A 20052-nucleotide genomic window follows, 5' to 3' on the forward strand; every position below is an offset into this window, starting at 1 on the left:
ACCGAGCGGGCGTAGACTCGAACGTCATGTCAGATGGCCCACTCATCGTGCAGAGCGATCGCACCGTGCTGCTCGAGGTCGCGCACCCCCTCGCCGAAGATGCGCGTCACGACCTCGCGGTGTTCGCAGAGCTCGAGCGCGCACCCGAGCACGTGCACACCTACCGCATCACCCGCCTCGGGTTGTGGAACGCCCGCGCGGCCGGCCACGACGCCGACGACATGCTCGGCACCCTCGAGCGGTACGCGAAGTTTCCCGTGCCGCAGACGGTTTCGGTCGACATGCGCGAGACCGTCGGCCGGTACGGCCGGCTGGTGATCGACCGCACCGACGACGGCAGGCTGCGCCTGCATTCCGATGATCTCGCGGTGCTCACCGAGGTCGCCGGCGCCCGGCGCATCGCACCCCTGCTCACCGAGCGCATCGACGACACCGGGTTCCTCGTCGAGCCGTGGGCGCGCGGGCAGCTCAAGCAGGAGCTCGTCAAGCTCGGCTGGCCCGCCGAAGACCTCGCCGGGTACACGCCCGGAACACCGCACGAGATCTCGCTCGACCAGGCCGACTGGCATCTGCGCGATTACCAGCAGAAGGCCGTCGACAACTTCTTCGACGGTGGTTCAGGCGTCGTCGTGCTGCCCTGCGGTGCCGGCAAGACGCTCGTGGGCGCGGGAGCCATGGCCACGGCCAAGACGACGACGCTCATCCTCGTCACGAACACGGTATCGGCGCGCCAATGGCGCGACGAGTTGCTCAAGCGCACGAGCCTGACTGCCGACGAGATCGGTGAGTACTCGGGTCAGGTGAAAGAGGTCAAGCCGGTCACGATCGCGACTTACCAGATCCTCACCGCGAAACGCAAGGGCGAGTACGCCCACCTCGCACTGCTCGACGCGCTCGACTGGGGCCTCGTGGTCTACGACGAGGTGCACCTGCTGCCCGCGCCGGTGTTCAAGCTGACCGCCGAGCTGCAGGCGCGCCGACGCCTTGGGCTCACCGCGACGCTCGTGCGTGAAGACGGCCGCGAGGGCGACGTGTTCTCGCTCATCGGTCCCAAGCGGTTCGACGCCCCGTGGAATGAGATCGAGGCGCAGGGCTTCATCTCGCCCGCAGCCTGCTACGAGGTGCGCATCGACCTGCCGCAGTCCGAGCGCCTCGCGTACGCGGCATCCGCCGACGACGAACGCTACCGTCTGGCGGCGACGGCGCCGGCGAAGCTCGGCGTGGTGAAAGAGCTCGTCGCGCGCCATGCGGGCGAGCGCATCCTCGTGATCGGGCAGTACCTCGACCAGATCGACGAGCTCGCCGAGGCGCTCGGCGCCCCGAAGCTCACCGGCTCGACGCCGGTCGACGAGCGCGAGCGGCTCTTCCAGGAATTCCGCGACGGGCGTACGCCCGTGCTCGTCGTCTCGAAGGTCGCGAACTTCTCGGTCGACCTGCCCGAGGCGACGGTCGCCATCCAGGTGTCGGGCTCGTTCGGCTCACGTCAGGAAGAGGCGCAGCGGCTCGGGCGGCTGCTGCGGCCGAAGGAGTCGGGCCTGTCGGCGAACTTCTACACCCTCGTCGCCCGCGACACCGTCGACCAGGACTTCGCGCAGAACCGGCAGCGGTTCCTCGCCGAGCAGGGCTACAGCTACACGATCCTCGACGCCCACGCGCTCGAGGCGGCCTGACGCACGTCGGGGCGTCACCCGCTCCCTCATCACGCGCTCGACTGCGCCGACTCAGGTCAGGTGCCCCAACCGAGGAGAATTGCGCTGAGGTCGGCTGTGACGGGTGGATGCGTCCCATTCTCCTGAGCTGACGCGGGTCGCGCGCGAGCGCGCAGCCCCGCCCGCACCGGGCGCGCTCATCCGCGGGTGTAGCGCAGGAACAGCATCTCGTCGGCCGGCAGCGCGTGCACGAGCCGCATGCGTCGCGGCGGCACCTCGATGCCGGTTGCGATACGCCCGGCGTGGCCCGACACGAGCACCGAAGACAGGCTGAGGCACAACTCGTCGACCAGGTCGGCGGCGAGCAGCGCGCCGAACAGGTGCGGTCCGCCCTCGCACAGCACCTGCGGCAGCCCTCGAGCGGCGAACTCGTCGACCGTACGCCGCAGGTCGACCGCGTCACCGGGGTGCACGATGAGGTAGGCGACCTCGGCGAGCGCCGAACGCCGGTCGGCGGGCGATGCGGAGTGGGTCACCACGATCGGCCGTACGCTCGCCTGCGTGAAGAACGGATGACCCGGATCGATGTCGAGCCGCGATGACACGACCGCGAGCGGCGGTTGGGGTGCCATGCCCCGGGCGACCCGCCATGCAGCGACCTCGGCGGGCAGGCGCACCCCACCGTACCCCTCGGCGCGCAGCGTGCCCGCGCCGATGAGGATCACGTCGGCGAGTGCACGCAGCACGCCCATGAGGCGCTGGTCGTCGGCGCTGCCGAGCCCGCCGCTGCGCCCGTCGATGGTGACGGCGCCGTCGAGGCTCATCACGAAGTTCATGCGCACGCGCGGTGTCGCCCGATCGTCGATCGCATAGGCCCCGAGCATCGCTGCACGGGTGGGCGCGGCGGGCGGGTCGGGCGCGGCGGGCGGGTCGGGCACGGCGGGCGGGTCGGGCGCGGCGGGCGGGTCGGGCGCGGCGCTCATGATTCTTCGTTCGGGCCGTCGAGCATGTTGTGCCGCAGGCGTACCGGCTCGCGCCACCCGAGGATGGCCTCGACCGTGCGTGCCGCGTCGACCGATTCGGGCACGTTGTGCATGCGCAGGATGCGCGCGCCCTGCAGCGCGCAGAACACCGCCGCCGCGAGCGATCCTGCGAGCCGCCCGTCGCGGGGTCGGTCGAGCGTCTCGCCGATGAAGTCCTTGTTCGAGACGGCGGCGAGCAGCGGGAACCCGAGCGCGGTGAGCTCGCCGAACCGGCGCGTGAGCTCGAGTGAGTGCAGCGTGTTCTTGTTCAGGTCGTGGCCGGGGTCGAGCACGATGCGATCCTCGGGCACGCCGTGCCGCACGGCGAGCGCGACCCGCTCGTCGAGGAACGCGGCGATCTCGCCGACCACGTCGTCGTACTGCGGGCGCGGGAACCACTGGCGTGGCTGCGCCCGGCTGTGGGTGATCACGAGGGTCGCGTCGCTCGACGCGACGACCTCGGCGATCGCCGGGTCGTGCACTCCCGTGGTGTCGTTCACGATGTGCGCGCCCGCTGCGATGGCCGCGGCGGCGACCTCGGCCTGGAACGTGTCGACCGAGATCGCCGCGTCGACGCCGTGCAGCGCCTCGACGACGGGCACGACCCGATCGATCTCTTCAGCCACCGGGATGGCGGGCCCGGGCCCGAACTTCGCTCCCCCGATGTCGACCCAGGCTGCGCCCTGCTCGACCGCGCGGCGCGCGGCGCCGACGGCCTGGTCGAGGCCGAAGGTCGCGCCACGGTCGTAGAACGAGTCGGGGGTGCGGTTCACGACGGCCATGACCGCGATCGTGCGGCGGAAGTCGACCTCTCGCCCGGCGATGCGGCGCACCGGGTGCGTGATCGCCGGGTCGACCCAGCCGAGCGGCGGCCCTTCGATCACCCGGACGTCCTGGCGAACGCCTCGAGCGGAACGGAGGGGTCGGCGAGCCGCGCGGGATCGACGACGACCTGTTCGCGGATGAGCCGCTGCACAGTGTCGTTCACATCCCAGACGTTCACGTTCATGCCGGCGACGACTCTTCTCGCGTCGTCGATCCAGAACGCCACGAACTCGCGCGCGTCGCGGTCGCCCCGGAACACCGGTTCGATGCCTCCGGCGAGCGTGCCGTAGCCCGAGTACTCCATGCCGAGATCGTACTGGTCGGTGTAGAAGTACGGGATCTCGTCGTACTCGACGACCTCACCGGCCATCGAGCGGCCGGCTGCCTTGCCCGCGACCTCGGCGTTGGCCCAGTGCTCGATGCGGATCGGCTGGCGGAGCACGGGATGGAACACGCTGGCGACGTCGCCGACCGCGTACACGTCGCCTGCGCTCGTGCGGAACCCCGCATCGGTCGTGATGCCGCCCGCCACCTCGAGGCCTGCCGCTTCGGCGAGCGCGGTCTCGGGGATCGCACCGATTCCCACGACGACGACGTCGGCCGGCACCACCTCGCCGCCCTCGAGCTCGACCCCGGTGACACTGCCCTCGGCGCCGACCATGCCGGCCACACTCGTCGACATGCGCAGCGTGACCCCGTGCGCGCGATGCAGGTCGCCGAATACCGAGCCGGCGGCGTCGCCGATCGCCACGTTCAGCGGGACCGTCTCGAGGCCGAGCACCGTGACGTCATTGCCGTAGTTCCTCGCGGCGGCCGCGACTTCGAGCCCGATCCATCCGGCGCCGACGATCACGACCTGTCGATCGCCGGGCGCAATCGCCTCGCGCAGGGCGATCGAGTCGTCGACCTGGCGCAGCAGGTGCACACCGGCGAGGTCTGTGCCCGGCCCACGGAACCTGCGCGGCGAGGCGCCGGTCGCGAGCAACAGCCGGTCGTAGGTGCGCACCTCGCTCTCGCCGATCGCGACCGTGTGCGCGACGGGGTCGAACGAGGTGGCCCGGCGGCCGCGCAACACCTCGACGCGCTGTTCGGCGTACCAGGCCTCGGGGTGCACGTCGATCGAGGCGCGGTCGTCGTTGCCGAGCAGGAACCCCTTCGACAGCGGCGGGCGAATGTAGGGCATCGCGTCTTCGCCCGCGACGATCGTGATCGGCCCTGCGTATCCCGCCTCGCGTGCGCCCTCGGCCGCTCGTGCGCCGGCGAGCCCGCCGCCGACGATGACGAGTCCGCGTGATGAGTTCATCTCATGCCTCCGTTCCGCGCAGACCGCAGCGGGCGAGGAACTCGCGGCGGGTGCGATCGTCGTCGCGCACCGAGCCGACGAGCGAGCTCGTCACCGTGCGCGTTCCCTCGGCCTGCACGCCGCGCAGCGACATGCAGAGATGCTCGGCCTCGAGCACCACCCCGACGCCGAGGGGCTCGAGGGTCTCGTCGATCCAGTCGGCGATCTGGCGGGTCATGCGCTCCTGCACCTGCAGGTCGCGTGCGAACAGTTCGACGACGCGAGCGAGCTTCGACAACCCGACAAGACGGTCGCCGGGCACATACCCCACGTGCGCGACGCCGCGGAACGGCAGCAGGTGATGCTCGCACAGCGAACTGAACGGGATGCCGGCGACGACGACGAGTTCGTCGTAGCGCTCGTCGTTCGCGAACGTCGTCGCGGCGAACGGATGCGGCGTGAGCAGCTCGATGAACGCGTCGGCGACGCGGCGGGGCGTCTCGGCGAGGTGCGTGGATGCGGGGTCGCGACCGAGTGCCGTGAGCAGCGCCTCGACGGCCACGATCGCGCCGGCCCGGTCGATGACGACGTCGACCGGTTCGTCGGGCGCGACCGCGTGCAGCCGTCGCATGGTGGTCGCCGATGCGGCGAGTTCGGTCGTCATGGCTGCTCCTCGGCTCGGGCCGGTTCGAATGGGGTCGAGGCCGTCAGGCGTCGCGTCCGACGATCGGATGACCCGTGCCTCGCATCTCCCGTGAAGCCGACGCTATGCCGCGCGAATTCTTTTGTCAATAGGTATTGCTTTTAGAGATACGATGAAGCCATGGCTGCTGACGAGACCCGCAACAGCGACGACCTGATCACCGTCACGGTGCTCTCCGACCCCACCCGGCGTCGCGTCTACACCGCGGTCTCACGCGCCGCCGGGCCGGTGAGCCGTGACCAGGTCGCGACGATGCTCGGCCTGCCCCGCAGCACCGCCGCCTTCCACCTCGAGCGACTCGCCGACGTCGGGCTGCTCACCGTCGAATTCCGGCGACTCAGCGGTCGCACCGGGCCGGGTTCGGGGCGTCCGGCGAAGGTCTACGTGCGTCCCGACTCCGAACTCTCGGTCTCGGTGCCCCCACGGCTCTACGAAGTGGCGGGCGAGATCATGGCCGAGGCGATCGCCCGCGCCGTCGGCGACGACGTGCCCGTACGCGACGCCCTGCGCGATGCGGCCCTGCGCACCGGGCAACGCCTCGCCGGGACATCCGCTGATCTCGACGACGCGCTCGAGCAGGCCGGTCTCGAACCCATGGCCGACGGCGACGATACCGTGCTCGGCACCTGCCCGTTCCACCGTCTCGCCCGCCAGAATCCCGCGGTGGTGTGCGAACTCAACCACGCGATGCTGTGCGGCATGGCCGAAGCGGTCGGCGACGACCCCCGCCGCGTGCACCTCGATGCGGGTTCGGGGGCATGCTGCATCCGCGTCACCGCCACGCCGTGAACAACCGCCACCCACACGACTCACAGGCAGGTTTCAGCAAACGTCAAGAGAATCGACCCATGAGCGATGGACCACGCATTCTCATCGTCGATGACGAGCCCAACATCCGCGACCTGCTCACCACGAGCCTGAGATTCGCCGGATTCGCGGTCCGCGCCGTGGGCAACGGCGCGCAGACCATCTCGGCCGTGCTCGAAGAGGAGCCCGACCTCATCATCCTCGACGTGATGCTGCCCGACATGAACGGGTTCGGCGTCACCAAGCGCCTGCGCACGGCCGGCTACACCGCGCCGATCCTCTTCCTCACCGCAAAAGACGACACCGAAGACAAGATCACCGGCCTCACTGTCGGCGGCGACGATTACGTCACCAAGCCGTTCAGCCTCGACGAGATCGTCGCACGCATCAAGGCGATCCTGCGGCGCACGATGCACGCCGAAGAAGACGCGGTGATCCGCACCGGCGAGCTCACCATGGATCAGGACACCCACGAAGTGCTCGTGGGCGACGTGCCCGTCGAGCTCTCCCCCACTGAGTTCAAGCTGCTGCGCTACCTCATGCTGAACCCCAACCGGGTGCTGTCGAAGGCGCAGATCCTCGACCACGTGTGGGAATACGATTTCAACGGCGACGCCGGCATCGTCGAGAGCTACATCTCGTACCTGCGCCGCAAGCTCGACCAGCATTCGACCGAGCCGCTCATCCAGACCAAGCGCGGATTCGGGTACATGCTGAAGTCCTCCAAGCCTTGACTCAGGCTTCGCCGCCTAGACTCGGCCCGCAATGAACCAGACCCTGTTCGAGCGGTGGAACCGCATCTCGCTGCGCACCAAGATCACCGGTGTGACGGTGCTGATGCTGACCCTCGGACTGCTGGTCTCGGGCATCGGCACGGCCGCGATGCTCCGCTCGTACGTCGAAGACCAGATGGTCGCGAAACTCGAGGCGATCGCCTCGGGCGACATGACGAAGTACTTCTCGCTCGACAGCGACGGCCCGCGCGTCCAGACCAACCTCAACCAACTCGACTTCACGCCATCCGAAGACGTGTTCGTCGCCGTCTACAGCGCGAACGGCGAGTACCAGCGCAACAACTGGGACCACCGCGACAAGGCCGAGCTGCCCGTGTTCCCGGCGACCTTCACGCAGGCGCAGGTGACCGCGCTCAACGCGGGCACCTACGTCACCTTCCCGCTGCGCGATGCCGACGGCGCGAAGACCTTCAGGGCTGTGGCGGCGCTCATGCCGGCCGATTCGCACGGCACGTTCGTGCCGATCGTCATCGCGATCTCGTCGGCAGACACCGAGCGCCTGCTCGGCGTCTACCTCACGATCTTCCTCGGGTTCGGACTCGGCGTCGTGCTCGTCGGAGCGCTGCTCACGCGCATGCTCGTGACCTCGACCTTCACCCCGTTGCGCGAGGTCGAGCGCACCGCCGCCGCGATCGCCGACGGTGACTTCGGGCAGCGACTGGGCGGTGCGACGCCCAACACCGAGGTCGGCCGGCTCAACCGGTCGCTCAACACCATGCTCAACCGCATCGATCGCGCGTTCCGCGACCGTGCGCGCACGATCGACCAGATGCGGCGCTTCGTCGGCGACGCCTCGCACGAACTGCGCACCCCGCTCGTCTCGGTGCGCGGGTACGCCGAGCTCTACCGCATGGGCGCCCTGCAGACCGACGACGACGTCACGCAGGCCATGGAGCGCATCGAGAAAGAGGCGATCCGCATGGGCGGGCTCGTCGAAGACCTGCTCGCCCTCGCACGCCTCGACGAGGCGAAGCCGCTCGAGCTGGCCGTGGTCGACCTCGTGCCGCTCGCGCGCGACGCCGCGCTCGACACCATGGCGGCGCACCCTGATCGGGTCGTCACCGTGATCGCGCCCGAGCACGAAGCGGCCGACGCCACGAGCGACGGCACCCCCCAACGCGAGGTCGAGCTCGACGCCGCCGCACAGCCCGCGAACACCGCCCCGATCTCGTTCGCCGGCGCAACGCTCGCGCGCCTGCGCGGGCGACGGGTCCGCGGCGACGCCGCCGTGGCGGCCCGCCGCGACGCCCAGGCCGCCAAGCGCGCAGCTGCTGCGGCGGCTTCGGCCAAACGCGCAGCAGCGGCATCCGCCACCGCGAAGCGGGCCGCGGCGAAGGCGCAGGGCGGCCCGCAGATCAGCGGTGGGCTGTCGAGCGACGTGGCGGCCTCGCCCGATGCGAACGCACCCGTCGCTCAGAAGCAGGTGGCCGAGCCCATGCGGCGCGCGACCGTGCTCGCCGAAGAGAACAAGATCCGCCAGGTCATCACGAACCTCATGGGCAACGCGATCCGATTCACGTCCGACGGCAGCCCCCTCGAGATCCGCGTGACGGTCGACGACGACAATGAGCGCGCCATGGTCGAGGTCGTCGATCACGGCGAGGGCATCCCGCCGCAGATCAGCGAGAAGATCTTCCAGCGGTTCTGGCGAGCCGACACGTCGCGCACACGTGAGACGGGCGGCTCGGGTCTCGGGCTCGCGATCGTCTCATCGATCGTCGCCGCGCACAACGGCACCGTCGACGTCGTCGAGACGCCCGGCGGTGGCGCGACGTTCCGGGTCATGTTGCCGCTCGCGGGCTCGTCGGCCGCGCCGCAGCCGATCACCGAGGGCTGATCGGGGCGGGCACTCGTCCTCGACAGGCTGCGCGGGGCGAGCGCTGTCCCCGGTGCGCCGTTCTCGCCGTCGCCGCCGCACAATCCTCCCTAACGTCGGTCTCACACCGAACGAAGGGACATCCCAGATGACCAGCTACCAGGTCGACGCCGAGCAGGTCTCGGCAGCCACCCACACCGTGCAGGGCACGATCGGCAGAATCCAATCCGAGGTCTCGGCGCTGCTCGGGCAGCTCACCGGCCTGCAGTCGTCGTGGTCGGGGCAGGCGTCGTCGGCGTTCCAAGGTGCGGTCGCCGACTGGCGCGCGACGCAGATGCAGGTCGAGCACAGCCTCTCGGGGCTCAACCAGGCACTGGGGGTCGCCGCGTCGCAGTACATGGACGCCGAGCAGTCGAACGCGCGGTTGTTCCTGCGTTGACGACGACCGGCGCGTTGCCCAGGCGTCGCGCAGGCCATGCGCCGCCCGGGCGGCGCGTAGCTCAGTCGGCCGTGATGTTCGCGACGACGCGCTCGGCGATCGGCACGATCGCCGAGCGCGCCGCGTCGAAGTCGACGCCCGCCGGAACCCAGGTGACCTCGTCGGGCGGGGTCGGCATCACCTCGATGCGCACCCAGTGCTCGGCGATGCGCAGGTCGAGTGCGCACGTGTCGGCGAGGTCGGCACACCGCATGAGCGCATCACCCGGGGCCACACCTTCGACCTCGGTCGCCACGGCGCCCTCGGCGAGCCACGCCTGAGCCGCGGACGCGAATCCCCAGCCCCCTTCGGGAAGCACGTGCACGGCCCCGAACGAGCCTTCGGCATCGACGAAGTTGAACGAGCATTCCATCGCGTGCTCGGTCTCGGCGGCGTACGAGTACTGGCCGACCCGCGGGCCGTCCCAGAACGGGCCGACCCAGATATCGGCGACGCCCGTCAGTTCGACGATGTCTTCGGTGGTCACCACCGACCCGCAGTCGCCGACCGGGCTCGGCGACACGGGCGGCGTCCACTCCGCCCCTCGCTCGGCATCACCGAGCGCGGCGATGGCCCGGTCGGTGAGCACGGTGAACGCGGCCAGCAGTTGCGCGTCGGTGTCGTACGAGGCGATGTCGATTCCGTGGACGACGTACTCGATCCACGAGTCGGCGAGCCAGCCCTGCAGTTCGCAGTACCCGGTCGGCATCGCGTACTCGACGCCGATGCAACGCGGACCGTGCGCTGTGGCTCCATATGCGGCATCGGGCGATGTCGGCGCATAGACGTCGACGTAGCGCTGAGCGGCCGCCTCTGCGTCGGGCACGAGCGAGAGGTGCACGCTCTGCCGGGGGTCGGGCGGAGGCCCCCAGGGCGACTCCGAGTGCTGCCCATCGGTCCAATCGCACACCAGCGAGCCGAGCTGGTCGACGGCAGCCACGTCAGGAGAGATCGTGGCGACGCGCTCCGCGGGCGTGACGAGGGCGATCGGCGCGACGCCGGCACCGACGAATGTCTGCAGTTCGGCCGGGTCGACGAGTTCGTCGCAGCCGACGGCGAACACGGGGGTCGGGCGGTCGACGACCGGCGCCACGGTCTCGGTCGGCGTGGGCGTCGGGGTCGCGACCCCGGTCGGGGCGGGCCCCGCGGTGCACCCCGTCATCAGCACGCCGAAAGCGGCGGCCGCCGCGAGGAGGGCGAAGCGACCCGGTGATGGCATACCGCGAATCTAGTGGTCGGGAATCGTTCTCAGAGGCGGCGCACGATAACGATCGGGCATCGGCGCACGGGTGTCGAACGACGACGATGGGCGCCTCCCGAAGGAGGCGCCCATCGTGTTGGTGCGTGTGCCGCGAGGACTAGAAGTCCATGCCGCCCGTGGGGTCGCCGACGGGGGCCGGCGTCTTCTCGGGCTTGTCGGCGACGACGGCCTCGGTGGTGAGGAAGAGGCCCGCGATCGACGCAGCGTTGAGCAGCGCCGAGCGGGTGACCTTCACCGGGTCGTTGATGCCCGCAGCGAGCATGTCGACGTACTCGCCGGTCGCGGCGTTGAGGCCCTGGCCGACCGGGAGGTTGCGCACCTTGTCGGCGACGACGCCGGGCTCGAGACCTGCGTTGAGGGCGATCTGCTTGAGCGGCGAGTCGATCGCGACGCGAACGATGTTCGCGCCGGTCGCCTCGTCGCCCGTGAGCTCGAGCTTCTCGAAGGCGGTCTTGCCGGCCTGGATGAGGGCGACGCCACCACCGGCGACGATGCCCTCTTCGACGGCTGCCTTCGCGTTGCGAACCGCGTCTTCGATGCGGTGCTTGCGCTCCTTGAGCTCGACCTCGGTCGCCGCACCCGCCTTGATGACGGCGACGCCGCCCGCGAGCTTGGCGAGACGCTCCTGCAGCTTCTCGCGGTCGTAGTCGGAGTCGGTGTTGTCGATCTCCTTGCGGATCTGCGAGACGCGGCCGGCGATGGCCTCTTCGTCGCCGCCACCCTCGACGATGGTCGTCTCGTCCTTGGTGATGATGACCTTGCGAGCCGTGCCGAGCAGGTCGAGCGTGACGTTCTCGAGCTTGAGGCCGACCTCTTCGGAGATGACCTGACCGCCCGTGAGGGTCGCGATGTCCTGCAGCTGCGCCTTGCGACGGTCGCCGAAGCCGGGAGCCTTGACGGCGACCGACTTGAAGATGCCGCGGATCTTGTTGACGATCAGGGTGGCGAGCGCCTCGCCGTCGACGTCTTCGGCGATGATGAGCAGCTGCTTGCCGGTCTGGATCACCTTGTCGACGATGGGGAGCAGGTCCTTGATGTTCGAGACCTTGCTGTTGACGATCAGGATGTAGGGGTCTTCGAAGACAGCCTCCTGACGGTCGGGGTCGGTCACGAAGTACGCCGACAGGTAGCCCTTGTCGAAGCGCATGCCCTCGGTGAGCTCGAGCTCGGTGCCGAACGTGTTCGACTCCTCGACCGTGACGACGCCCTCTTTGCCGACCTTGTCGATGGCCTCGGCGATGAGCGCACCGATCTGCTCGTCGGCGGCCGAGATCGACGCGGTCGCGGCGATCTCTTCCTTCGTCTCGACATCCTTCGCGTTCGCGAGGAGCTCGGTCTCGACGGCCGCGACGGCCTTCTCGATGCCGCGCTTGAGCGAGATGGGGTCGGCGCCTGCGGCGACGTTGCGAAGGCCCTCGCGCACGAGCGCCTGGGCGAGCACGACCGAGGTCGTGGTGCCGTCACCGGCGACGTCGTCGGTCTTCTTGGCGACCTCCTTGACCAGCTCGGCGCCGATCTTCTCGTACGGGTCGTCGAGCTCGATCTCCTTGGCGATGGACACACCGTCGTTCGTGATCGTGGGCGCGCCCCACTTCTTCTCGAGCACGACGTTGCGTCCGCGCGGGCCGAGGGTCACCTTGACCGCATCGGCGAGCGTGTTGAGGCCACGCTCGAGGCCGCGGCGGGCCTCCTCGTTGAAAGCAATGATCTTTGCCATGTGTGTTTCTCGTCCTTTCCCGGACGTCTTCAAAGATTCGTAGATTTAGCACTCAAAACGAGTGAGTGCTAAGACGATTCTGGCACTCTCCCGGCACGAGTGCAAGCGAGCATGACGCACGGCGCCCGAGACGGGCGAACCTGCGGCCGGCACGCGAACCCGGATCCCGACGGAAAACGACGAACGCGCGGCCGGTCGACGGCCGCGCGTTCGGATGTCGTTCGGGATCAGGCGGGACGGACGCCCTCGGCCTGTGGGCCCTTCGAGCCCGCGCCGACCTCGAACACGACCTGCTGCCCCTCTTCGAGCACCTTGTATCCGGCCATGTCGATGGCGGAGTAGTGCACGAAGACGTCTTGGCCGCCCTCGTCGACGGTGATGAAACCGTACCCCTTTTCAGCGTTGAACCACTTGACGGTTCCGTTCGCCATGCGTTGCTCCCATGTTGCTGTGTGTGGATCAGCACGTGCCTGTCGCCTGTACCGGGCCCCTGGGTCGTGCTGACGCGGCGCCGAGGGTGGCGTGGCGTGACACGGGATTCGAGCGGCCAATTCCAGATACTAACGACGTGACACGCGGGCACAAGGGGCTCGACGCAACGAATGATCGCAGAATGGCAACGATTCCGCACTGGACGAGCGCATCGATCGCCGGCGGTCAGCCGGCGATGCTCGCGGCGTAGTCGGAACCGAGCACGACGACGAGCGGGGTGCCCGTCGCCGCAAACTGCTCGGAGAGCCGCACGTCGGCCTCGGGCAGCAACTGGGCGACGCCGCGCGCAGCACCCTCGAGGTCGGCAGTGGCGTAGTAGACCACGGTCTCGGTCAGGTCGCTCGTGCTCGCGTTCGCGGTCGCCCCCACAGTCACCCCTCCGGCCGTGAGCAGCTCGGCGGCGTTCGCGGCGAGCCCAGACGTCGTGGTGCCGTTCAGCACCGTCACCGGTACTTCGGGCGCGAGCGTCGGCGCCGCGGTGACCACCGGCGAGGGAGTCGGGGTCGCGGTGGGCGCGGCGAAGTTCAGGCGATCGTTCAGCAACATGACCGCGCCGATGCCGACCGCCACGAGCACGACGGTCGCGAGCGCCGCCCAGCCGAATGCGATCCACTTGGCGCCACGGCGCGCGGGAGCACGGTGCGCGCCGACTCGATCGATGCCGTGCGGGATCGAGTCGAATCGATCGCGGGGGAACTTCTGCGCCATGTGTCCAGGTATCAGGGGTCGGGGCCGCGCTCAGTCGAGCGATCGGCCGAGCGAGAGGGAACGCCGGCTGCGGGCCTCCGCGCGTGCCGAACGCATGCGCTGCAGGCGTTTGACGAGCATCGGATCGTGCCGGAGGGCGGCCGGCGAGTCGATGAGCTCGCCGAGTATCCGATAGTAGCGGGTCGCTGAGATGCCGAACTCGTTGCGGATCGCCTCAGCCTTGCGCGCGGGCTGCTTCCAGGCTCGCGCCTCGAATGCGAGCACGTGCCGCTGCCGCTCGTCGAGGCCTGCGTCGTCGGGCCGGTCGGGTACGCGCTCTGCGCCCATGTCCACCTCCCGTTGCGGCCGCGCGATGACGCACGTCCTGTGCTGCACATCCTAGGCACCGCAGCCCGAGTGCATGCCGAGCAGCCGCGGCGTGTGCCACCGGCGGAACACGGGGCATCGGTCGTGCGTTGCAGTCGACGTACGAATCCGCAACCTCGCCGCCGACCTGCGACGATGGAAGACGAGATCCCATTCCCCGAGAGGATGCGCATGTCCTACAGCGTGAAGAAGAGCGACGGCGAGTGGCGTGCCGAACTCGAGCCCGAGCAGTACGCGGTACTGCGGGAGGCCGCCACTGAGCGCCCCTGGACGGGCGAACTCCTCGACGAGGAGCGCGCCGGTGTCTACACGTGCGCGGCGTGCAACGCCGAACTGTTCACGAGCGGCACGAAGTTCGATTCCGGCTGCGGCTGGCCGAGCTTCTACGAGTCGGTTCGTCCCGAGGCCGTCGAGCTGATCGAAGACACGACGCTCGGCATGGTGCGCACCGAGGTGCGCTGCGCCGCGTGCGGCTCGCACCTCGGTCACGTGTTCCCCGACGGGTTCGGCACGCCCACCGGCGATCGCTACTGCATGAACTCGCTCGCCCTCGGCTTCACCGCCGAGTCCTGAGCGTGGCGTCGGTGCGCGAAGCGGCGCTCGCGCGACGCTCAGCGTCGAAGGTCACGGATGCCGCTCCCGACGACGCGACGATCATCGGGTTGCTCGCAGCGGCCGAACGAGTGCCCGACCACGCGGCGCTGCGCCCGTGGCGCGTGATCGCGCTGCGCGGCGCTGCACGCTCGCGTCTCGGCGCGGCGCTTGCCGAAGCATCCGGCCTGTCGGGCGATGCGGCGGCGAAGCTCGCCGCGAAACCCGAACGCGCGCCCCTGCTGCTCGCGATCGTCGCGACGATCACTGCGCACCCGAAGGTGCCCGAGTGGGAGCAGGACGCCGCGGCGGCCGGCGTCGCCCACCTGCTGAACCTGCTGCTCGACGACGCCGGGTGGGGCGTGATGTGGCGCACCGGGCCGTACACGCGGCATCCGCTCGTGGCCGACATGCACGGGCTCGGCCCGAACGAGCACCTGCTCGGCTGGCTGTACGTCGGAGGGGTGCCCGAGCCGACGCGCGTACCGCGCGCCACGCGGCCGCTCACGCCGAACTTCAGCTCGTTCGACTGACGGCCACGCCGTCGGCGTGCGGGTCGGCGACGTGCTTGTGCTTCGTCCACCGGATCGACGCGACGACCACCGCGACGACGGCGAGCACGGTGCCGCCGATCGTCGCGAGGTCGATGGGAACGTCTGAGGTCGGCAGCAGCAGGTCGAGGGCGAGCGCGGTCGCGAGCTGACCGGCGACGCCGCAGAGGGCGAGCAGCAGCACGCCCACGACCCGCACGAGCACTGCTGTGCCCGCGATGAACACGCAGCCGATCGCACCGCCGAGGTACAGCCACGGTTCGGCGGGCAGCGACGACGGCCAGCCCGCGATGGCGGCGTGCACGACCACGACGATGGCGAGCGCCGCGCTGCCCACGGCGAAGTTGAAGAGCGTCGCGGTGAACGCGCTGCCGGCCTCGACCTTCACCCTTCCGTTCACCGCCTGCTGCCACGCGGCGCCGACCCCCGCGACGAACGGAAGCAGCATGAGCAGCAGCGGCACATCGTGCGGGAGCTGGGCCGAGACTGCCCAGGTGATGGCCGCCACCGCGAGCACGGCTCCGATGACGCGCATGGTCGTGAGCGGGCGACGCCCGCCGGGCCCGAGCCCGATGACGTCGAAGACGATGCCTCCGATCGTTTGACCCGCGACGATCGCCACGGTGAACAGCGCGACGCCGAGCACGCCCGCCGACAGGCCCTGCGTCGTGACGAACCAGGCGCCCGCGAGACCCCCGAGCAGCATCCACCACACGATGCGGCCGGTTCGCAGTCCGTCGCGAACCTTCGCGAAGCCCGCGCGGCCGGGTCGCCAGAACATCAGTACGACGAGCAGAATCACGAGGCCGGAGCCGAATGAGATCAGCGCCGCGGTGTAGGGGTCGTCGATGGCCGCGGCGAGCTCGCCGTTCACCCGCGACTGCAGGGCCACACCGCCGCCGAAGACGACGGCGAGCACGATCGCCACCCACATCGGGATGCGCGATCGCTCGGCGTGGGCGTGGCGGTGTGGTTCTCCCGAGCCCGGCGCCTGCGGCGCGGCGTCGGTGGTCGGCTGTTCTGTCAAGAGCCGGCTATGGGACTCGAACCCACAACCCCCGCTTTACAAGAGCGGTGCGCTACCAATTGCGCCAAGCCGGCATGCGTGCCCCGGTCATCTTACCGGGCTCGCGCGCACCGACCTCCGGCGGCAGCAGGAGGCGGTGACGCAGGCGAGGCTACGGCGCCGGGGTCGGCGTCGGGGTCGGCGTGGCGTTCGACTCGGAGAAGGTCTCGCCCGTGGCCTGCAGCACGAACGACTGGAACTCGGCCGGGTCGGTGAGCGAGCCGACGTACTGCTTGCCGTTCACGAGCACGGTGGGCGTGCCGGTGATCGAGGCGAGGTCGGAGTTGGGCACCGGCTGGGTGAGCGCACGGTTGGTCGCGTCCTGCACCCAGCGGTGGAACTGCTCGTCGTCGATGCACTTCTCGATCGTCGACAACGACGAGACGCCGGCCTGCTTCGCAAGCGCCGTGATCTCGTCGTTCGAGAGCCCCTCGGAGCCCTCTTCGGGCTGGTTCTCGAACATCAGGTCGTGGAAGTCGAGGAACGTTGCCGGCGACGTGTCGGCTACGCAGGCCGCCGCGTTCGCGGCGCGCAGCGAATACTGCGTGCCTGCCGACTTGTTGGTCAGGATCGCCAAGGGGTGCACCTCGAGGGTCGCAGCCCCTTCTTCGAGCATCGCGCGGATGGACTCTGCGTTGGTCGCCTCGAAGTCGCCGCAGAACGGGCAGAGGTAGTCGACGTACGTGACGATGTTCGCCACGGTGCCGCTGTCGTCGGGCACGGTCGGCGTGGGCGTCTCACCGGCGTCGAGCGCGGGCGTCTCGACGGGGGTGATGACCCCCTCGCCACCCGTGAGCACGATGCCGTTGCTCGCCATGTTCGCTGGGCCCGGGCCGTCAGGACGCACGTTGTTGAGCAGCAGTCCGGTGACCAGGCCCGCGACCGCGAGCACTGCGACGATGATGCCGCCCTGGATGAGCCACTTGTTGCGGCGCTCACGCTTCTTCTGCTCTTCGCGCAGCACCCGTGCCTTCTCGCGCGCTGCTTCGCGCTGTTCGTTACGGGAGGGGCGTGGCCTGTCTGCTCCGCCATTGCTCATCGATGGTCACTCCGGATCGCTGTGTGGGCGCGCGTGTCTGCACGCGAACGCAAACACGATAGTAGGCACGGCGTCTGGGAATCGCCCAAACGAACGCTGAACACGGATGCCCCGGCCCGGGCATGTATCGCGGACGAGCCTGCCTCCCGCCCGGGACATCCGCCGCCGGTGCAGACGACCCGTTCGCGCATGCGATACTGAGGAGGCGTCAACGACGACGCGAGTCCATTCACTACGGATCGTCCGGCACGTACCTGCCGGTGAAGGAGAACACAGAACCATGGCGTCAGTCACGTTCGACAAGGCCACCCGCCTCTACCCGGGCGGCACTCGCCCGGCCGTCGACAAGCTCGACCTCGAGATCGCAGACGGCGAGTTCCTCGTGCTCGTCGGCCCCTCGGGTTGTGGCAAGTCCACCTCGCTCCGCATGCTCGCCGGCCTCGAAGAGGTCAACGAGGGCAACATCCTCATCGGAGACCGCAACGTCACCGACGTGCCCCCGAAAGACCGCGACATCGCGATGGTCTTCCAGAACTACGCGCTCTACCCGCACATGACGGTCGCCGAGAACATGGGGTTCGCGCTCAAGATCGCGGGCGTCGGCAAAGACGAGCGCGCGGCGCGCGTGCTCGAGGCTGCGAAGCTGCTCGACCTCGAGCCCTACCTCAGCCGCAAGCCGAAGGCGCTCTCGGGCGGCCAGCGCCAGCGTGTCGCCATGGGCCGCGCGATCGTGCGCCAGCCCCAGGTGTTCCTCATGGACGAGCCCCTGTCGAACCTCGACGCGAAGCTGCGCGTGCAGACCCGCACGCAGATCGCGTCGCTGCAGCGCCGCCTCGGCGTCACCACGGTCTACGTCACCCACGACCAGACCGAGGCGCTCACCATGGGCGACCGCATCGCCGTGCTGAAAGACGGCGTGCTGCAGCAGGTCGGCACCCCCCGCGACCTCTACGAGAAGCCGCAGAACGTGTTCGTCGCCGGCTTCATCGGCTCGCCGGCCATGAACCTGTTCCACGCCGAGCTCGTCGAAGGCGGCGTCAAGTTCGGCACCGCGACGGTTCCGGTCGACCGCGACATCCTCGCCGATGCCAGCAGCGCGGTCGCCACGATCGGCGTGCGCCCCGAAGACATCACGGTGTCGCCCCACGAAGGTGAGGGCCTCGCGGTCGACGTCGATCTCGTCGAAGAGCTGGGCGCCGACGGCTACCTCTACGGCCACTCGACCGTCGAGGGCAAGCGCACCGACATCGTCGCGCGCGTCGACGGCCGCATGCACCCGAACGCCGGCGAGCGCGTGTACCTCACCGCGACCCCGAACCACGTGCACCTCTTCGACATCGAGTCGGGCCAGCGCCTGAGCGACAAGGCCGTGGTCAGCTGAACCCGGTGAACCGCGCACGATGCCGGTCGGGCCTCGGCCCGGCCGGCATCGGCGTCTCTCCCGCACGCGGGCTACGCTGAACCTCGATGACCGGCTCACTCTCGATCACGTCGGCGCTGACCGACCCCGCCCTCCTCGACCTTCCGTGGGACCTCCCGCTCGAGGCCTGGCCGAGCGAGACGATCGCCGCGCTGCCCAAGGGCATCTCGCGCCACCTCGTGCGCTTCGCGCATCTCGGATCCCACGTCGTCGCCGTCAAAGAGACCACGGCCGAGATGGCCAAGGGCGAGTACGAGATGCTGCGAGCGTTGCAACGACTCGACATCCCGTGCGTCGATCCGATCGCCGTGATCACGAACCGCACCGATGACGAGGGCGACACGCTGAAGCCGGTGCTCGTCACACGGCACCTGCGCTTCTCCCTGCCGTACCGGGCATTGTTCTCGCAGACACTGCGGCCCGACACCGCCACCCGCCTCGTCGACGCGCTGGCGGTGCTGCTGGTGCGATTGCACATCGTCGGGTTCTTCTGGGGTGACGTCTCACTCTCGAACACCCTGTTCCGGCGTGACGCCGGCGCATTCGCGGCGTATCTCGTCGATGCCGAGACCGGAAAGCTCTACGAGGGCGGACTCTCCGACGGACAGCGCGAGAACGACCTCGAGATCGCCCGCGTCAACATCGCCGGCGAGCTGCTCGACCTCGAGGCCGGCGGCAAGGTCGCCGACGAACTCGACCCGGTCAACATCTCGAACGGCATCATCGATGCGTACCGCAGCCTGTGGACCGAGCTCACGGGCTCGCAGATCTTCTCGTCGGCCGAACGCTGGCGCATCCTCGAACGGGTCAACCGGCTCAACGAACTCGGGTTCGACATCGAGGAGCTCGCCATCAAGACCGACGAGACCGGCACGCGCGTGCGCATCCAGCCCAAGGTCGTCGACGCCGGGCACCACCAGCGCCGACTGCTGCGACTCACCGGGCTCGATGCCGGCGAGAACCAGGCACGTCGCCTGCTCAACGATCTCGACTCGTACCGTGCGGCCTACGGCAAAGACCGGCTCGATGAAGAGATGGTCGCGCACGAGTGGCTCATGCGCGTCTTCGAGCCGGTCGTGCGGGCGATCCCGCTCGACCTGCGGCGCAAGCTCGAGCCCGCCGAGGTGTTCCACCAGCTGCTCGAGCACCGCTGGTTCATGGCGCAGCAGGCCGGGCACGACATTCCGCTCGCCGAGGCGGTGACCTCGTACATCAACGAGGTGCTGCGTCATCGCCGCGATGAGGCCACGGTGATCGACCCGGTGACGAGCTCGTTCACCGCGGTGCTCGACGTCGTTCCGACCGAGACGGCGGCGATCAGCGCGATCGATCCCGACGACGAGAACGACTGGCGTCTGAAGGTCTGAGGGCGGCGCGCGCGACGTGCGCGGCCCCTCCCTCGCCGTCCCCGCGCCACTTCCGCGCTCACTGCGCCACTTCGGCTGGCGCGGAGGGCGGCGAAGTG

General features: G+C 69.4%; 20 protein-coding genes and 1 tRNA gene. 9 read left to right on the forward strand and 12 right to left on the reverse strand.

Features of this window, described 5'->3' with window-relative positions; translation table 11 throughout:
* Positions 1–26 precede the first annotated feature (26 nt).
* Positions 27–1670: a DNA repair helicase XPB gene (locus ABD164_RS09065; protein WP_344295545.1), complete on the forward strand. Its 1644-nt coding sequence runs from the start codon at positions 27–29 to the stop codon at positions 1668–1670.
* Between the two features lie 176 nt (positions 1671–1846).
* Here the strand turns inward: ABD164_RS09065 and ABD164_RS09070 are convergent, their stop codons facing one another.
* Genes ABD164_RS09070 through folE form a run of 4 tightly spaced genes read right to left on the reverse strand, consistent with a single transcriptional unit; the run spans position 1847 to position 5442 of the window.
* Positions 1847–2632, reverse strand: a complete 786-nt coding sequence (locus tag ABD164_RS09070) for a pyrimidine reductase family protein (protein ID WP_344295547.1) — start codon at positions 2630–2632, stop codon at positions 1847–1849.
* Positions 2629–3555, reverse strand: coding sequence for a dihydropteroate synthase (folP, locus tag ABD164_RS09075; RefSeq protein ID WP_425545932.1), 927 nt, complete (start codon positions 3553–3555; stop codon positions 2629–2631). The genes ABD164_RS09070 and folP overlap by 4 nt, the downstream gene beginning before the upstream one ends.
* A complete protein-coding gene (locus ABD164_RS09080; protein ID WP_344295548.1) occupies positions 3552–4799 on the reverse strand; it encodes an NAD(P)/FAD-dependent oxidoreductase in 1248 nt (415 codons plus the stop codon). Before ABD164_RS09080 ends, folP begins: the two co-directional genes overlap by 4 nt.
* 1 nt (position 4800) lies before the next feature.
* Positions 4801–5442, reverse strand: coding sequence for a GTP cyclohydrolase I FolE (folE, locus tag ABD164_RS09085; RefSeq protein ID WP_344295550.1), 642 nt, complete (start codon positions 5440–5442; stop codon positions 4801–4803).
* A gap of 159 nt (positions 5443–5601) precedes the next feature.
* On the opposite strand from folE, the gene ABD164_RS09090 reads away from it, so the two are divergent.
* The 4 genes from ABD164_RS09090 to ABD164_RS09105 all read left to right on the forward strand — a co-directional run bounded on the left by ABD164_RS09090 (position 5602) and on the right by ABD164_RS09105 (position 9337).
* Positions 5602–6270 carry a helix-turn-helix transcriptional regulator gene (locus ABD164_RS09090; protein WP_344295551.1) on the forward strand — a complete coding sequence of 223 codons (669 nt, stop codon included), beginning with the start codon at positions 5602–5604 and terminating at the stop codon, positions 6268–6270.
* Between the two features lie 59 nt (positions 6271–6329).
* Positions 6330–7022, forward strand: coding sequence for a response regulator transcription factor (locus ABD164_RS09095; RefSeq protein ID WP_231048755.1), 693 nt, complete (start codon positions 6330–6332; stop codon positions 7020–7022).
* 31 nt (positions 7023–7053) lie between these two features.
* Entirely contained in the window at positions 7054–8919 is a 1866-nt protein-coding gene (locus tag ABD164_RS09100) for a sensor histidine kinase (RefSeq protein ID WP_344295553.1), read from the forward strand.
* Between the two features lie 127 nt (positions 8920–9046).
* Entirely contained in the window at positions 9047–9337 is a 291-nt protein-coding gene (locus tag ABD164_RS09105; protein ID WP_344295554.1) for a WXG100 family type VII secretion target, read from the forward strand.
* A 61-nt stretch (positions 9338–9398) separates the two neighbouring features.
* On the opposite strand, the gene ABD164_RS09110 is transcribed toward ABD164_RS09105, so the two are convergent.
* The 5 genes from ABD164_RS09110 to ABD164_RS09130 form a co-directional block, all read right to left on the reverse strand.
* Positions 9399–10595: a hypothetical protein gene (locus tag ABD164_RS09110; RefSeq protein ID WP_344295556.1), complete on the reverse strand. Its 1197-nt coding sequence runs from the start codon at positions 10593–10595 to the stop codon at positions 9399–9401.
* Positions 10596–10734: 139 nt separating this feature from the next.
* Positions 10735–12354 carry a chaperonin GroEL gene (gene groL, locus ABD164_RS09115; RefSeq protein WP_344295557.1) on the reverse strand — a complete coding sequence of 540 codons (1620 nt, stop codon included), beginning with the start codon at positions 12352–12354 and terminating at the stop codon, positions 10735–10737.
* A gap of 227 nt (positions 12355–12581) precedes the next feature.
* Complete coding sequence (locus ABD164_RS09120) at positions 12582–12785, reverse strand: cold-shock protein (protein WP_344295558.1); 204 nt, start codon at positions 12783–12785, stop codon at positions 12582–12584.
* A gap of 226 nt (positions 12786–13011) precedes the next feature.
* On the reverse strand, positions 13012–13554 hold the full coding sequence (locus tag ABD164_RS09125) for a LytR C-terminal domain-containing protein (protein ID WP_344295560.1): 543 nt from the start codon (positions 13552–13554) through the stop codon (positions 13012–13014).
* A 30-nt stretch (positions 13555–13584) separates the two neighbouring features.
* A complete protein-coding gene (locus ABD164_RS09130) occupies positions 13585–13881 on the reverse strand; it encodes a DUF3263 domain-containing protein (protein ID WP_344295561.1) in 297 nt (98 codons plus the stop codon).
* 210 nt (positions 13882–14091) lie between these two features.
* Between ABD164_RS09130 and msrB the strand changes: the two genes are divergently transcribed.
* Both msrB and ABD164_RS09140 read left to right on the forward strand, forming a co-directional pair.
* The gene (msrB, locus tag ABD164_RS09135) at positions 14092–14493 is read left to right on the forward strand and encodes a peptide-methionine (R)-S-oxide reductase MsrB (RefSeq protein WP_344295562.1); all 402 of its coding nucleotides are present in this window, start codon (positions 14092–14094) and stop codon (positions 14491–14493) included.
* Between the two features lie 2 nt (positions 14494–14495).
* Positions 14496–15044: a nitroreductase family protein gene (locus tag ABD164_RS09140; RefSeq protein ID WP_344295564.1), complete on the forward strand. Its 549-nt coding sequence runs from the start codon at positions 14496–14498 to the stop codon at positions 15042–15044.
* Here the strand turns inward: ABD164_RS09140 and ABD164_RS09145 are convergent.
* The 3 genes from ABD164_RS09145 to ABD164_RS09155 all read right to left on the reverse strand — a co-directional run bounded on the left by ABD164_RS09145 (position 15028) and on the right by ABD164_RS09155 (position 17092).
* Positions 15028–16089 carry a DMT family transporter gene (locus ABD164_RS09145; protein ID WP_344295565.1) on the reverse strand — a complete coding sequence of 354 codons (1062 nt, stop codon included), beginning with the start codon at positions 16087–16089 and terminating at the stop codon, positions 15028–15030. The two genes, ABD164_RS09140 and ABD164_RS09145, sit on opposite strands and share 17 nt — an antisense overlap.
* A 1-nt stretch (position 16090) precedes the next feature.
* Positions 16091–16163: transfer RNA gene (locus ABD164_RS09150), tRNA-Thr, on the reverse strand.
* Positions 16164–16240: 77 nt separating this feature from the next.
* Complete coding sequence (locus ABD164_RS09155) at positions 16241–17092, reverse strand: DsbA family protein (RefSeq protein WP_344295566.1); 852 nt, start codon at positions 17090–17092, stop codon at positions 16241–16243.
* Between the two features lie 355 nt (positions 17093–17447).
* Here ABD164_RS09155 and ABD164_RS09160 point away from each other — a divergent pair, with 355 nt between their 5' ends.
* Both ABD164_RS09160 and ABD164_RS09165 read left to right on the forward strand, forming a co-directional pair.
* Entirely contained in the window at positions 17448–18548 is a 1101-nt protein-coding gene (locus ABD164_RS09160; protein WP_344295568.1) for an ABC transporter ATP-binding protein, read from the forward strand.
* Positions 18549–18634: 86 nt separating this feature from the next.
* On the forward strand, positions 18635–19954 hold the full coding sequence (locus ABD164_RS09165) for a DUF4032 domain-containing protein (RefSeq protein ID WP_344295569.1): 1320 nt from the start codon (positions 18635–18637) through the stop codon (positions 19952–19954).
* Positions 19955–20052: the final 98 nt, after the last annotated feature.

This window comes from Agromyces neolithicus (assembly GCF_039529735.1).
Classification (GTDB): domain Bacteria; phylum Actinomycetota; class Actinomycetes; order Actinomycetales; family Microbacteriaceae; genus Agromyces; species Agromyces neolithicus.

Excerpts from the sequence above, each read along its gene's own strand:
- ABD164_RS09100 (WP_344295553.1), top strand. The coding sequence starts at position 7,054 with ATGAACCAGACCCTGTTCGAGCGGTGGAACCGCATCTCGCTGCGCACC.
- groL (WP_344295557.1), bottom strand. The coding sequence starts at position 12,354 with ATGGCAAAGATCATTGCTTTCAACGAGGAGGCCCGCCGCGGCCTCGAG.
- ABD164_RS09110 (WP_344295556.1), bottom strand. The coding sequence starts at position 10,595 with ATGCCATCACCGGGTCGCTTCGCCCTCCTCGCGGCGGCCGCCGCTTTC.
- ABD164_RS09105 (WP_344295554.1), top strand. The coding sequence starts at position 9,047 with ATGACCAGCTACCAGGTCGACGCCGAGCAGGTCTCGGCAGCCACCCAC.
- ABD164_RS09080 (WP_344295548.1), bottom strand. The coding sequence starts at position 4,799 with ATGAACTCATCACGCGGACTCGTCATCGTCGGCGGCGGGCTCGCCGGC.
- ABD164_RS09095 (WP_231048755.1), top strand. The coding sequence starts at position 6,330 with ATGAGCGATGGACCACGCATTCTCATCGTCGATGACGAGCCCAACATC.
- ABD164_RS09070 (WP_344295547.1), bottom strand. The coding sequence starts at position 2,632 with ATGAGCGCCGCGCCCGACCCGCCCGCCGCGCCCGACCCGCCCGCCGTG.
- ABD164_RS09090 (WP_344295551.1), top strand. The coding sequence starts at position 5,602 with ATGGCTGCTGACGAGACCCGCAACAGCGACGACCTGATCACCGTCACG.
- ABD164_RS09160 (WP_344295568.1), top strand. The coding sequence starts at position 17,448 with ATGGCGTCAGTCACGTTCGACAAGGCCACCCGCCTCTACCCGGGCGGC.
- folE (WP_344295550.1), bottom strand. The coding sequence starts at position 5,442 with ATGACGACCGAACTCGCCGCATCGGCGACCACCATGCGACGGCTGCAC.
- ABD164_RS09065 (WP_344295545.1), top strand. The coding sequence starts at position 27 with ATGTCAGATGGCCCACTCATCGTGCAGAGCGATCGCACCGTGCTGCTC.
- ABD164_RS09120 (WP_344295558.1), bottom strand. The coding sequence starts at position 12,785 with ATGGCGAACGGAACCGTCAAGTGGTTCAACGCTGAAAAGGGGTACGGT.
- ABD164_RS09125 (WP_344295560.1), bottom strand. The coding sequence starts at position 13,554 with ATGGCGCAGAAGTTCCCCCGCGATCGATTCGACTCGATCCCGCACGGC.
- ABD164_RS09165 (WP_344295569.1), top strand. The coding sequence starts at position 18,635 with ATGACCGGCTCACTCTCGATCACGTCGGCGCTGACCGACCCCGCCCTC.
- msrB (WP_344295562.1), top strand. The coding sequence starts at position 14,092 with ATGTCCTACAGCGTGAAGAAGAGCGACGGCGAGTGGCGTGCCGAACTC.
- ABD164_RS09130 (WP_344295561.1), bottom strand. The coding sequence starts at position 13,881 with ATGGGCGCAGAGCGCGTACCCGACCGGCCCGACGACGCAGGCCTCGAC.